Source organism: Sphingobacterium humi (genome assembly GCF_009768885.1).
GTDB lineage: Bacteria > Bacteroidota > Bacteroidia > Sphingobacteriales > Sphingobacteriaceae > Sphingobacterium > Sphingobacterium humi.
The window spans coordinates 17,627-30,864 of sequence record NZ_WSQA01000005.1 but is presented as its reverse complement, the minus strand read 5'-3'; the positions used below and the strand labels follow the sequence as shown (position 1 = coordinate 30,864).

Annotated in this window: 11 protein-coding genes; 3 read left to right on the top strand and 8 right to left on the bottom strand. The window is 44.4% G+C overall.

Annotation, left to right across the window (positions count from 1 at the left end):
• Window positions 1–531 (bottom strand): adenine phosphoribosyltransferase, encoded by a 531-nt coding sequence (locus tag GQF63_RS07920; protein WP_160368691.1) that lies wholly within the window; start codon window positions 529–531, stop codon window positions 1–3.
• A complete protein-coding gene (locus GQF63_RS07915) occupies window positions 531–1,448 on the bottom strand; it encodes a ComEA family DNA-binding protein (RefSeq protein ID WP_160368690.1) in 918 nt (305 codons plus the stop codon). The genes GQF63_RS07920 and GQF63_RS07915 overlap by 1 nt, the downstream gene beginning before the upstream one ends.
• 71 nt (window positions 1,449–1,519) lie before the next feature.
• Between GQF63_RS07915 and GQF63_RS07910 the strand changes: the two genes are divergently transcribed.
• Entirely contained in the window at window positions 1,520–2,128 is a 609-nt protein-coding gene (locus GQF63_RS07910) for a polysaccharide deacetylase family protein (RefSeq protein ID WP_160368689.1), read from the top strand.
• On the opposite strand, the gene GQF63_RS07905 is transcribed toward GQF63_RS07910, so the two are convergent.
• From GQF63_RS07905 to GQF63_RS07880, 6 genes are all read right to left on the bottom strand, one after another.
• Window positions 2,120–2,923: a DUF4249 domain-containing protein gene (locus GQF63_RS07905; RefSeq protein ID WP_160368688.1), complete on the bottom strand. Its 804-nt coding sequence runs from the start codon at window positions 2,921–2,923 to the stop codon at window positions 2,120–2,122. The genes GQF63_RS07910 and GQF63_RS07905 overlap by 9 nt on opposite strands.
• A 4-nt stretch (window positions 2,924–2,927) precedes the next feature.
• Window positions 2,928–5,258 carry a TonB-dependent receptor gene (locus tag GQF63_RS07900; RefSeq protein ID WP_160368687.1) on the bottom strand — a complete coding sequence of 777 codons (2,331 nt, stop codon included), beginning with the start codon at window positions 5,256–5,258 and terminating at the stop codon, window positions 2,928–2,930.
• A gap of 127 nt (window positions 5,259–5,385) precedes the next feature.
• Entirely contained in the window at window positions 5,386–6,216 is an 831-nt protein-coding gene (locus GQF63_RS07895) for an alpha/beta hydrolase (RefSeq protein ID WP_160368686.1), read from the bottom strand.
• Complete coding sequence (locus GQF63_RS07890) at window positions 6,213–7,094, bottom strand: hypothetical protein (protein ID WP_160368685.1); 882 nt, start codon at window positions 7,092–7,094, stop codon at window positions 6,213–6,215. The genes GQF63_RS07895 and GQF63_RS07890 overlap by 4 nt, the downstream gene beginning before the upstream one ends.
• A gap of 64 nt (window positions 7,095–7,158) precedes the next feature.
• The gene (locus GQF63_RS07885) at window positions 7,159–7,809 is read right to left on the bottom strand and encodes a hypothetical protein (protein WP_160368684.1); all 651 of its coding nucleotides are present in this window, start codon (window positions 7,807–7,809) and stop codon (window positions 7,159–7,161) included.
• 45 nt (window positions 7,810–7,854) lie between these two features.
• Window positions 7,855–10,779, bottom strand: coding sequence for an FAD-binding and (Fe-S)-binding domain-containing protein (locus tag GQF63_RS07880; protein WP_343031036.1), 2,925 nt, complete (start codon window positions 10,777–10,779; stop codon window positions 7,855–7,857).
• Between the two features lie 825 nt (window positions 10,780–11,604).
• Between GQF63_RS07880 and GQF63_RS07875 the strand changes: the two genes are divergently transcribed.
• Window positions 11,605–12,087 (top strand): Lrp/AsnC family transcriptional regulator, encoded by a 483-nt coding sequence (locus tag GQF63_RS07875; RefSeq protein WP_160368683.1) that lies wholly within the window; start codon window positions 11,605–11,607, stop codon window positions 12,085–12,087.
• Between the two features lie 4 nt (window positions 12,088–12,091).
• The gene (locus tag GQF63_RS07870; RefSeq protein ID WP_160368682.1) at window positions 12,092–13,225 is read left to right on the top strand and encodes an EamA family transporter; all 1,134 of its coding nucleotides are present in this window, start codon (window positions 12,092–12,094) and stop codon (window positions 13,223–13,225) included.
• Window positions 13,226–13,238 lie beyond the last annotated feature (13 nt).

Below are 13,238 nucleotides of genomic sequence, written 5' to 3'. Positions count from 1 at the left end.
TTAAGGATAATGTACTAAGGAAATAATATGCTCGCTAAAGCGGGTCAGGCGACCGGCGCTTTGTAGAAAGTCGAGGCTGATCACGAAAGAATAAGCCGCCACATGCCCACCAACCTTTTCAATCAGCTTACTGGCAGCCACTACTGTTCCGCCGGTAGCTAAGAGGTCATCGTGAATTAACACCTTGGTGCCCGCCGGAAAAGCATCTTCATGCATCTCGATGGTTGCCTGTCCATATTCTAATTTATAGGATTCAGAAACGGTGGTATAAGGCAACTTCCCTTGCTTACGGATAGGAATAAAAGGCTTTTTCAAGTGCTGCGCCAGCAAGAAGCCAAATAAGAAACCGCGGCTTTCAATACCTGCAATCACATCAAAGCTGATTCCTTCCAACTGCTGGGCAAACTCTTCGATGGCCTGTTGCACCAATTCCGGATGTTGTAATAAGGGTGTAATGTCTTTAAAAACAATACCCGGTTCAGGGAAATCCGGAATATCCCGAATCACTTCCTTAAGCTGTTCTTCTACCATTAATCAACGTTAAAATCCAAATAAAATTCAATTTTACGGAAAAAATCAGGATTCAACGAAAGAATATTTTGTAAATCAGCCATAGACTTAAACATACCATGCTGCTTGCGGTACTGCACTATGGTTCTTGCTTGCTTATTGGAAATATAGGGATGTTTAGCTAATTCTTGACTGCTTAAATGATTTATTTTTAACCGTTTAATCTTGCTTTTATCGAGTACTAAATGAGGTGTTATACCCGCTATAGTTTCGGCCGGCAAACCATAAACTTCCTGCAATTGCGCCGTCTCATAATATCCCCCCAGTAACTCACGATATTTTACAATTCGTACAGAAAACACAGGGCCAATTCCTTTTAAAGCCATCAAGGTGGTACTGTCTACCGTATTCAAATCCATATTCAACAAAGGCGGTTCCTTCCTAACCTTTGCTGTCCTTGGTTTGTCGGGAGAAGAATCCACGGTAGCCTGTTCCGCAGCAATCCGGACATAAGGCATTAACTTAGCCACTGTTTCCTCCGACAGGGAATAAATTTTCCCTAAGTCTGCTGCTGTCCGAAACCGTCCTCCCTTCGCTTCATAATTATGAATCACCCGGGCCTGTTTCTCACTCAGCCCCAGCCTTTGCCAATCGGCCAAAGCGAGCCCGTTCGGATCAAATTCAAAATACTGCACGCTAGGTCTTGCAGAAGACTTCCTAGGCTTAAAAGAATCAATACGCGGTTCTTGGGCTTGCCCTGCTAAGGAATCATCCAAGGCTTTGGCCAATACCCGAAGCTCTGCCGAATAAGGTCCGGGCTTAAACAGATACGGAGACAGAAAGCTAAACAGGAATAGCAGCCCCATCAAGACCAGCATGCAGTTGAAGCCAATCCGTTCCCAGCGACGCATTTCGAAATATCGGTACAACCGTTTCATCTTCCTTGCCGAATAATTGGAGGACTAATTAAATCTTAATAAATTTGGCATAAATATCCCAATCCAACAATATGCATTTCGTTCGTCCCTTTTTCTTCTTGCCCTATCTCTTTCCTAGCGCTACGTGGCGGAAAGAAAAGAACAAAAATAATATCTACTTAACATTTGATGACGGCCCAATCCCGGAAATCACCCCTTGGATTTTAGACTGCTTAAAAGAAAAAGACGTGAAAGCCTGCTTTTTTTGTGTGGGCGATAATGTGCGGAAATACCCCGAGCTTTATCAACGGATATTGGATGAAGGCCATCAGGTAGGCAATCATACTTTTAATCATTTAAAAGGTTGGGATCAGGAAGACAGCAACTACCTAGATAACATTGCGCAATGCAGAACTCTGGTAGACAGTCAGCTTTTCAGACCGCCTTACGGACGTCTTAAAAAAAGCCAGCTTAGCAAGGTCAGCAAGGACTATAAAGTGATCATGTGGGATGTATTAACGGGCGATTACGATAAACGAATCAGCCCGGAGCAATGCCTCCACAACGCGGTAAACTATAGCCGTGCAGGCAGTATTATTGTTTTTCACGATAATATCAAAGCCATCGCCAACCTGCAATATGCCCTACCACGAACCATCGATCAGCTTCGTGCTAAAGGCTTTCAATTTCAACTACTGTGATAGCCCGTCCTCGTCTTGAATCGTAATCTTATATTCCTTTACGGTAGACACCCCAAAATAACCTAAGGCGCCATTGCTTATATTCGACTTCGGATTGGCCGGTGAGGCGCTTCCCGGATTCGTAGACTGATATTCCGACCAATAGGTATACACATCCTTCGCCAGGGAATAACGACGCAGGTTGATTGAATCTCCATTCTCAAACTCGATGTTACGCCCACCCAACTGATGCTTCACATGCAGGCCGTCGTTAAACTTATCCGAGAATACCGTATTGAACTTAAAAGGCTCCCCATTCGTAGAAATACTGTATTTATAGTAATTATCCTCCCCTCCCGGATCGTCAAAGCTCAGATTAATAAAATAGTAATCATCATTTAGAATGGTCTCTTTGGTAATACCCATGGAATCAATCTCTACAAAACGCGGCGCCCGCGATGTGGCCGTATATTCTTTTCCGTCCAAACGAACAAGCAAGGTATATTCCTGCATCGCATTAACCATCATATTGGCATGCCTATACTTGCCATTGCCAATAGATTCAAAGGTATACACCCTTCCGGTACTGCTTCTTACGATAACCTCCGCCTGATCTACAGGTTCGAATGCCCTATTCTCATCAAAAGCAACTGTACGGGAAATTTTAATCTCCTGATTACGGCTTAAATTCGTTAAGTCTGCTTCAATAACCACCCGCGGATCTGCATCATTCAAATTCACGTCAATCTTATCTTCACAAGAATGAAGGGAAAAACTAATCAAAACCGCTAATAACACCTTAAATATCGTCTGCATGGGCTTAAAATTTAAAATTCCAGGTCACCGAAGGAATCATACCAAATAAGGCAATTTTATACGCTTCAGTCACTTCAGGTTGTTGTTCATTCTCTCTAAAATCAATGATATAGGCATTCTTTCGGTTATAGGCATTGTAAACGCCGAAAGACCAGGAAGAATTGAATTTCTTGTTCTCCCGCTTAGGCTCATAGGTTGCCGATAGATCTAAGCGATGGTAATTCGGCATCCGGTAGCCATTGCGCTCGGTGTAGTAGAACATCGTGGTACCATCAATCTGATACTTGCCACTCGGAAAGGTAATCGCATTTCCTGTATTGAACACGAAGGTAGCCCCCAGGTTCCAATTCTTCGACAACTGATACATGCCGACAAGGGAAATGTCGTGTGTTCTATCCTGCCGCGCAGCAAACCAGCTTCCTTCATTAATTTCATCAAACTGCCGCTCACTGCGTCCCAAGGTATAAGAAACCCAGCCATTCAGCTTCCCTTTATTTTTACGCATCATCAACTCTACCCCGTAGGAACGACCAATACCAAACAACAACTCCCCTTCCAGGTATTTATTGGCTTGCAAATCGGCGCCATTTCTAAAGTCGATCTGATTATCCATAAACTTATAATAGGTCTCTACCGAAAGCTCATAAGCATTATTGGCTAAATTCCGGAAATATCCCAGGGCAACCTGATCGGCAATTTGCGGCTTAATATTCATGCTGCTCAGCACATATTGGTCCGTTGGTAAACTGGAAGTCGTATTGGTTAACTGGTGCAGGTTTTGTGCAATCCGGTTATAACTGGCCTTGATGCTATGCTTTGGATTCATGATATAAGCCATAGAAAGGCGCGGCTCCAAATTAAAATGATGCTTAATGATCGAATTGCCATAGCTGGTTTCACCTGAAGGCTCACCATCTGCATCAAAGGTATAGAAGGTGCCAGGCCCCATCACCATAAAATCATGGACCCGAAGGCCATAGATCATCGAAAAGTTGCTCGTAGGCTTCCATTCATGCGAAATATAGGCCGCCGCTTCCAAGCCTTGGCGCTTCTCGATATTAATAGAGTTCACGGCCGAGCCTGATGCTGCATTTAAGCTCGCCGGAACGATTTCCTGGCGCAGCAGGTTCAAGCCAAATTTCAAGGTATTGTTATTGCTGGAGTAATAGGAGAAATCTTGCTTAAAGTTCCAATTGCGAATCTTCGAATTGATCTTAAAGTCCGAATCATCGTTATCCACCCGCACGTTATAGGAGAAATCGCTATAAATCAAAGTCGTATTACTGAACAACTGGCTGTTAAAAATATGGTTCCAACGTAAGGTTCCGGTGGCATTGCCCCAGTCGAAGCCGAATAAGTCGCCATAGCCCAACTCGTCTTTTCCGAAATAACCCGATAGGTACAGCGTATTTTTATCGTCAAACTTATAGTTCATCTTGGCATTGAGGTCGTAGAAGTACAGCACGCTTTTTTTCACGGTCTCATCTGATGAAAGTTTTAAAAACATATCGGCATAGGTACGTCGGCCACTCAGCATAAACGAACTCTTGTCCTTTACTATGGGCCCCTCCAGCTTCAAGCGCGATGCAATAAGCCCGATACCTCCTTCGCCGGAAAACTTCTTATCATTCCCATCCAACATGCTGATATCCATCACAGAGGATATCCTACCACCATATTGTGCGGGTATCCCACCCTTATAGAGGTTCACATCTTTGATGGCATCCGAATTAAAGGTGGAGAAAAAGCCCAGTAAATGCGAGGCGTTGTATACCGTTGCCTCATCCAAGAGGATAAGGTTCTGATCGCCGGCTCCGCCACGCACGTAAAAGTTCGAACTCCCCTCACCGCCGGAAGCTATCCCGGGCATCAACTGAATCGTCTTCAGCACATCCCGTTCCCCAAAAATAACAGGAACATTCCTCACTTCCTCCATGCTGAATTTTAAAGAACCCATTTGCGGGCTGCTCACACTTTCATTGGGGCGTTTGGCCGAAACCAACACCTCCTCAATACTCGTAGCGTTATCATTCAGCTCGAAGTTAAGCTGTCTATTCCCCTTTAAATCAACCGGGAATACTTTCGCCTGATAGCCAATATAACTCACCTCCAACTGGTAAGAACCGGGAGGCAGCGTTAAGGAATAAAACCCGTAGTTATTGGTAGATGTACTGATGGTTTCATTATTTACCCGAATCACCGCCGCAATCAGGGTCTCCCCCGAGTTGGCATCTTTCACATAGCCACTTAAGGTGACCTTCTCTTGTCCCAATAAGCTTGAAACGGGCATTAACAGAAGCCATAGTAGAGGCAACTTTAAAAATTTGATCAGCATGAGATAGTAGCAGCGATATATACAGTCCTAAAATAGAAAAGCCATCTTGAATTACAAAATGGCTCTTGCAGGTTTATCAAGTTTTACCGATTTGAAGTGAACAAAATTATCAAATCCGGTAAATTATTTATTGTTTCCCAATGGGTTGCGCGGCTTTTGAAAATACCTCCGAGAAAAAAGCCAGTTGATAATGGATCGATTTACTCCAATAATCCCAAGTGTGTCCGCCGGGCATCGTTAAATAGCGATGCGGCACATTCAGGTAGCTTAATTTTTCGTGTAACTTTTCATTTACAGCAAAGAAAAAGTCTTCTGTGCCACAATCCACAAAAATTTCCAAGGATTTAGGCTGAATCAAGTGCGTCAATTCCATCACCGTATGCTGATTCCACTTCTCCGGGTTCTCGGCATAGCTACCCAAGCGTTTCGCCATTTCCCAATTATTCGGAAAAGGACGAATATCAACCCCGCCGGCGGTGCTTCCTACGGCAGAAAACACATCCTGATGGCGAATAGCCAAATACATAGCTCCATGACCGCCCATGCTTAAACCAGTAATTCCACGTTGGCTGCGATCGCTATTCGTGGCATAATGTCCATCCACATAAGCCACCAATTCCTTCGCAACGAAGGTTTCATATTGGTAGTTCTTATCCCCTTTAATATCCCAATACCAAGATCCGTAGCCCCCATCAGGGCACACGATCATAATACCGGTACGATCGACCAATTCCTTTACCGCAGGCACTTTGTTCACCCAGTTGGCATAATCGCCCGAGTAGCCGTGCAATAAGTACAACACCGGCATCTTTTGCTGCTTAGGTTGATCAGGACGGATGACCACGGTTTTAATCGACTTGCCCATGGCTTTGCTGGCCACCGCGACGGTATCGACTTTGGCCGCATAGGCACAGCTCAGGCTAATTAAAAAGGATAAAATGGTAAACTGTATTTTCATGGTTTAGTGAATTTATACTGATAAAGATAAGCATCCAATCCAAAAGGACGTTCACTTATCGTCACAAAACTGCTATCCGTGCGGTCAAAGGCTATCGCTTCCCCTTGGGGTTCAACGGAATAGGCAATTTTAAAATAAGGTTTATTTAAGACCGAACGCAGGGGTTCCTGTGCTAAACGCGGCCAATAATACACTTGGGTCAGGTTTTTCATCAATATCCCCGAGCCATCAGCGGCGATATCGGCTGCCGTGATAAAGGTAAAAGGCAATTCCAATACCTTTTGTAAGCGAAAGCTGGCTTTAGCTGCCTGAAAAATAGCCGCAGTATAGAGGGTAGAGCGGAAATCGCGCTTACTGATCAGGTAGAATTGCTGATCCACCGGGTCAACAAAAATAGCTTCCGCATCCCGGGCTTTATCCGGATACTGTAAGCGAATGCTGCGGATGGCGGCCGCAGGAATGGTATCCAGCTTTCGCCGAAGCACAGGCTCTTCAAATACATACAAGCTAATGTCTTTCCGCTTGGCTTGGTTATCGCCAATATCGGCCAATACGATATAATTTTTCCCGTCTTTTTTCACCCAGGCAATATCTTCCACATCCCTTGCCTGCACACCTGCTAACCTAAACTCATGGTTTAACTTCGCCAGGCTATCGATCAAAAAAACACGGGCCTCATCTCCTGAATCATTATGCACCCAATATTTTCCTGGATACCTGCCGGAAGGAATGATACCCGATAGCTCATTCAGCGCCGGATGGCTGGCCTTACCTATGCTCTTGCGTACCGCAGGAAGCAATTCCTGCCCCCATAGCGCTAGCGGATTCAAGCTGCTAAGTAAGAGCAATAGCCCTATCAGCAATTTTTTAGTCAACATATGAACACAATAAAACAAAAAAGACCGACATATCCGTCGGTCTTCAACTATTTATTTCTATTTTTTATTTTCCCGTTAAGGCATGTAAGAAGCCTGCCCGGTTGGTGGAATCTTTTTCTGTTAACTCGAACGATTTCTTATAGGTATCCAATACCCCAAAATATTCCGCGGCATCGCCGGCAGCTTGATTAAAGAAGAATTTAAAATTATAAGAAGTAGATTTGCTGAGTTCAACCTTTTCCTTGTTCGAAGAAAACGTTAATGGCACAATTTCTTTATCGCTCACCGGTCCACCCACATTCAGTTTATACAGCTCGTTTAAGGCATTCAGCAATTTAAAGGTTGCTGGCCCCATGGACGAAAACTTAAAAGAACCTTGCTTAAAGCCCAGGTCTTCATCGGGCGTACCATCTGTAGCTATGCCAGCGTCAATCACTTTCATAACCTCTACTTTCAGTCCTACCGTATCATCCTTATAAAGCGAACGTGCTTCGTAAATGATGGATGAATCGGTTTGAGAAAGCTCTTTGGTAGTAAAATATAATCGGATGGCCGCTGCATTCGGATCATTGGTCAACTGATTTAATTGAACATCGGATGCTGCTGCAGTACCTGTTGAATCGGCACCGGAAGTTCCCGAAGAATTCGACTGATTACAAGCGCCAAATCCTAACAAGGATGAAGCTAATACGACGTACGTGGCTACTTTTTTCATAACAGAATCTTTTATGATTTAACAGTCCAAAATACAAATTGTTTCCTATTTTTCCAGCAAGGCCTCGTACATTATCTCCACCGGATGGTAGGATTTACGCTGCACGCCGTCTTTAATTTGATGCCTACAGGAGGTTCCCGCCGCTGCTATCAGGTATTCTCCACCGGTTTTACGCAAGGTTGGGAACAAGACCAGTTCCCCTACTTTTTGAGAAACCTCAAAATGCTCCTTCTCGTATCCAAACGATCCTGCCATGCCACAACAACCCGAAGGGATCACTTCCACTTCATAGTTGGCCGGTAGGGAAAGCAATTGCTGGGTATAATCCACCAACTTAAAAGCCTTTTGATAACAGTGGCCATGTAGCTTAATCTTCTGGGCCTTATTGCTGAATTGCTCGGCATGAATGCGCCCTGCCGCCATCTCCTGCACCAAGAACTCATCAATCATAAGCGCGTTTTTCGCTAGGTTTTGCGCCTTTTCTTTCAGGGTCGGCTCCACCAAGTCTACATATTCATCGCGGAAGGTGATAATGGCCGACGGCTCAATGCCCAAAAGAGGCGTCTCCGCAGAAATCACATCGCCCAATAGCGCCACATTCTTATTCGCCAGCACCTTCGCTTTTTTCACGAAGCCTTTTGAAAGGTAGGTACGGCCACTTTCCAAATGCTTCGGAATAATAACCTCATAGCCCAAGGCCGTTAATAATTTATATGCGGTGATACCGATTTCCGTATCGTTGTATTCGGTGAACTCATCGCTAAACAGGTAAACTTTTCGTTTCTGTTTGCTAGGCTGTTGTTTTCTTACCCAAGCACTTAAGGTTGTTCCATGCACCTTCGGTAAAGAACGATTGGGCGCAAAACCTACAACCGCTTTTATCAGGCCGGAAGTAATTTGATTCGTGGCAAAGAAATTATAAATTGGCGCCACATAGGAACCTAACTTCTGCGATTGCGTGAAGTTGGCAATTAATTTCGAACGGAAGCTACTGCCATTCGTATCGTAATAATGCTGCAGAAACTCTGCTTTCATTTTGGCAATATCCACACTCGACGGACATTCTGTTTTACAACCCTTACAGCTTAAACATAAATCCATCACCTCTTTCAACTCTTCATGGTCAAAGCGGTTTTGCTTGTTCGAGTTGGTCAAAAACTGACGCAACATATTCGCACGGGCGCGGGTCGTGTCCTTTTCATCGCGGGTGGCCATAAACGATGGGCACATCGTGCCGCCTGTTATTTCCGTTTTGCGGCAATCCCCCGATCCGGAACACTTCTCGGCTAAACGCAGGATGCTTTCATTTTTGCTGAAGTCGAAATAGGTTTGAATATCCTTCCCATCGCGCACTACATCATACCGCAGATGCGTATCCATGGCTGGGGTATCTACAATCTTACGCGCATTGAAAATGCTGTTCGGGTCGAAGATATGTTTTACTTGAAGTAACAATTGGTACACCTTTTCGCCCAATACCTTACCGATAAACTCACCACGTAAGCGACCGTCCCCATGCTCCCCACTTAAGGAACCATTGTATTTTAAAACCAGGTCCGTAGTCTTCTCTAAAATCGAACGAAACTGTCGTCTTCCTTCCGCGGTCTTCAGGTTGATAAAAGGCTCAATATGCAATTCGCCAGCACCCGCATGCGCATAATACGAGGCATGCACCTGCTCTTCGGCTAGCAATTGCTGCACATCGACCACATAATCGGGCAGGTCTTCCGGAGAAACAGCACAGTCTTCAATCAGGTTTACCGGCTGACTATCGCCCGGCAAGTTGCGGATCAAGCCTAAACCAGCCTTGCGCACATCCCACACCAAATTGGTTTGCGCAACGCCTTCAATCAGCGGATAGGCATAACCCAGGTTGGCTGCTTTTAAAGCCTCCGTCAGTTGCGCCGCTTTCACGCGGATCGCTTCTGCTGTATCGGCACGAAATTCCACAATCAGCAAAGCCGTAGGATCGCCCTCAATAAAGAAACGATTGTATTGATAGGTTGGGTGTCCAACCGTAAAGTCTAAAATATACTTATCCACCAATTCGGAAGCTTCCGGATGGTGTTTTAAGGCCAAGGCATTCCCACGCATACACTCTACCATATCATGGAAGTGCACACACAACAGGCCGATTTCCTTGGGCGGCAAGGGCATCAACTTTATCTTCGCTTCGGTGATAATACCGATAGTTCCCTCCGATCCGGCCAATAAACGGCAGAAGTTGAACGCCTGTGAAGTATCACTCAGCATATCTAGCGCATAGCCTGTATTCCGACGGGTGATTTCACTTTTCGGATAGCCTGCTTTTATCGCATCTTGGTTGTCTTTATCCGTCAACAGCTCATTCATCTGCCGATAGATTTCCCCTTCGCGGCTCTGCTGCGAAAGTTTCTGGAAATACTCAACTTCCGATAATTCCCGGAATTCCACCAAATTAGCATCATCCAGCAATACCTTTGCCGCAAGTAAATTCTGACGGGTATCGCCCCACACAATGGAGTGTAAGCCAGAGGAGTTATTACCAATCATACCTCCTACCATGGCACGACTCGCGGTGGAGGTCTCCGGACCGAACATCAAGCCTAAAGGTTTTAAATAGGCATTCAAATCATCCCGGATAACCCCCGGTTGAACGATAGCCCATTGCTCCTCTACGTTTACTTCTAAAATCTGATTAAAGTACCTGGATACATCCACCACAATACCATTACCCACAACCTGTCCGGCTAGGGAAGTCCCGGCAGTACGAGGTATTAACGTGATACGGTGTTTTTTCGCAAAAAGAATCAATTTCTTCAGGTCGGCTTCCGTATGCGGAATACAAACGGCCAAAGGTGTCTCCTGATAGACCGATGCATCGGTAGCATAAGCCAATCGCATAGTCTGATGGGAAACTTGCTTCTCATCAAAGAATAATTCACCTGATAACGAATCAGATAACGCTAATAAAATCGAATGTTCCAACACGATAGATAAGATTGAATAGGCTAAATTACGCAATGTTTAAGAAAAATAGCGAATAAAATAAGCTGAGGGGAGATTTCTTGGATGGCAGTATACGGACAGGTTTCCAATTAAATGGCTGAACTACTGGGGGTTTTATCCTTTTGAGAAGCTTGCGCTTTTTAACGTTTTGATGAGGAAAACATGCAGAGAAGTGCAAGAAGAAGGGTGGAAAGGTATAAGTTTTATCATCATTCTGTCATCATCTTGTCATTAGCTTGTCATCGTGCTGTCATGGTGCTGTCATCGTGAGCGGAGTCGAACGACTGGTACGTCAGTGCAATCAATCATACATAAGTAGCTTACTAGCAATGTATTACAAAAAAAATAAAAAAAAACATCAGCACGAGCACGATAACAGTTATCATTGATAACTAACTACTAAATGTTTACACAAAACACTGTTAAGTAATACGTTATGCTAATACGTTATGCATTGTTGATTGCACTGACGTACCAGTCGTTCGACTCCGCTCACGATGACAGCACCATGACAACGCGCCCCCCCACCTTCCGCTCTCACCCCTTGCTCTCCCCTTTCACTCCCCTTTCTCACCCGTATCAACCCCCTTTGCAAATGCTTCAACAAGGGAAGTGAAAAAGCATAATAACAACCCTACAAAGCAGCAAACCTAAAGAAGAACTATTTCCTTCCCTTCCCTTATTAATCTCAAAAATATTGCTATCTTGTAGGTTCCTTTCTTTCACGCCGTTACATAAAACTGAATAATATTCATTTAACAGCATAATAATTTGAATTTTATTCGGAAAAACCGATATTTGCGCATTATGGCGAAATTAGAATATTCCTTAGATCAGATAGATCTTCAAATATTGCGCATTATGCAAGATAATGCGCGCACCAATAACGCGGATATTGCACGCGAATTGGGGATGGCTCCTTCGGCGATTTTAGAACGGGTGAAGAAATTAGAGCAAAAGAATGTTATTCTGCAATACAATGCCCGCATCAATCCGGCGGCATTAGACCAGAAGATGCTTTCTTTTATCTTTATTAAAACCCAGGATATTATTGGGGTGCAGAAAGTAGGCTTACTGTTGGCCGAGGTACCCGATGTTTTGGAGGTGCACGATATTGCCGGTGAAGATGGTTACTTAATTAAAGTGAGAACCAACGATTCAGCGGGATTGGTTGATTTAATGCGCAATTCTTTAAGTAAAATTGAAGGCATTATCTCTACCCGTACCACCATTGTACTAGAGACCGTAAAAGAAGATAATAAATTAGTCATTCCGTCCAAGGAAGCATAATCACATGGTTAAAGATTCATCAACTCCAAGTGCAGGAACAATCGTTTTTGCGTATGCCGTGGTCTATGTGGTCTGGGGTTCCACTTTCTTTTTTATAGAAAAAGCCTTACATGCCTTTCCGCCCTTTGTTTTAGGATCCATCCGTTTCATAATCGCAGGAACCTTGCTGATGGGCTATTGCTATTTGAAAGGCTATACCCTCTTTATTAAAAAAGCGGTGAAAGACGCTGCTTTTGTCGGCTTCTTATTGCTGTTTGTGGATATGGCGGCCATCATTTGGTCTGAGCAGTATATTTCCAGCGCCATTGTTTCCATCCTTTCCGCCGCTACGGCCATCTGGTTTATTATATTAGACAAACCTAAATGGAAGGAGAATTTCTCCAGTGTTACTACCATCCTGGGCTTAATCCTTGGCTTTATGGGTGTGGTGATGTTGTTTGCCGAGCAGATTTTCGGAAAACAGGCACAGTCGGAAGCCGATGAGAATAAACTGACCGCCATGATCGTCCTCACCCTAGGCACTATTGGCTGGACTGTAGGTTCCCTTTGGTCGAAATACAGCAAGGAAAAATCGAAAAAAGCCCTGCAAGATCCTAATGGACCTGCCGTAGAAAAGGAAGAAGACTTAAACGTAATGGTAAAAACGGCCTGGCAAATGGTGGTAGCCGGTACGGCCTTCACCACTGTTGCGCTCCTGAATGGGGAATACAGCCGTTTCGATCCGGCAGCGGTAGAAGTGGAATACTGGGCAGCCATGGTTTACCTGGCGCTTATGGGCTCAATTCTAGCCTTCAGTTGCTATATTTTCTTATTGCAGGTACGTCCAGCAACGGAAGTCAGCACCTATGCCTACGTCAATCCTATTGTGGCTTTAATACTGGTGCACTTTTTCACCAACCATGAAGTGACTAAGATGCAGATTATAGGCTTAGCGGTGGTTTTGTTTTCGGTATTACTTATGAACTGGAACCTGTATCAAGACAGCAGCCTGCTGCGCAACTACAAGCGTAGGCGTAAAATCAGAAAGCTGCGCCATATGGCTCCCAAATCAAGTATCCCACGGATTATTGAGGTAGCTGAATTTGGAAAGAAGAAACCCAAAAAAGATAATGAAGATAAAACAAAAGGCAGTCTGTAGACCGCCTTTTGTT

Excerpts from the sequence above, each read along its gene's own strand:
- GQF63_RS07920 (WP_160368691.1), bottom strand. The coding sequence starts at position 531 with ATGGTAGAAGAACAGCTTAAGGAAGTGATTCGGGATATTCCGGATTTC.
- GQF63_RS07915 (WP_160368690.1), bottom strand. The coding sequence starts at position 1,448 with ATGAAACGGTTGTACCGATATTTCGAAATGCGTCGCTGGGAACGGATT.
- GQF63_RS07910 (WP_160368689.1), top strand. The coding sequence starts at position 1,520 with ATGCATTTCGTTCGTCCCTTTTTCTTCTTGCCCTATCTCTTTCCTAGC.
- GQF63_RS07905 (WP_160368688.1), bottom strand. The coding sequence starts at position 2,923 with ATGCAGACGATATTTAAGGTGTTATTAGCGGTTTTGATTAGTTTTTCC.
- GQF63_RS07900 (WP_160368687.1), bottom strand. The coding sequence starts at position 5,258 with ATGCTGATCAAATTTTTAAAGTTGCCTCTACTATGGCTTCTGTTAATG.
- GQF63_RS07895 (WP_160368686.1), bottom strand. The coding sequence starts at position 6,216 with ATGAAAATACAGTTTACCATTTTATCCTTTTTAATTAGCCTGAGCTGT.
- GQF63_RS07890 (WP_160368685.1), bottom strand. The coding sequence starts at position 7,094 with ATGTTGACTAAAAAATTGCTGATAGGGCTATTGCTCTTACTTAGCAGC.
- GQF63_RS07885 (WP_160368684.1), bottom strand. The coding sequence starts at position 7,809 with ATGAAAAAAGTAGCCACGTACGTCGTATTAGCTTCATCCTTGTTAGGA.
- GQF63_RS07875 (WP_160368683.1), top strand. The coding sequence starts at position 11,605 with ATGGCGAAATTAGAATATTCCTTAGATCAGATAGATCTTCAAATATTG.
- GQF63_RS07870 (WP_160368682.1), top strand. The coding sequence starts at position 12,092 with ATGGTTAAAGATTCATCAACTCCAAGTGCAGGAACAATCGTTTTTGCG.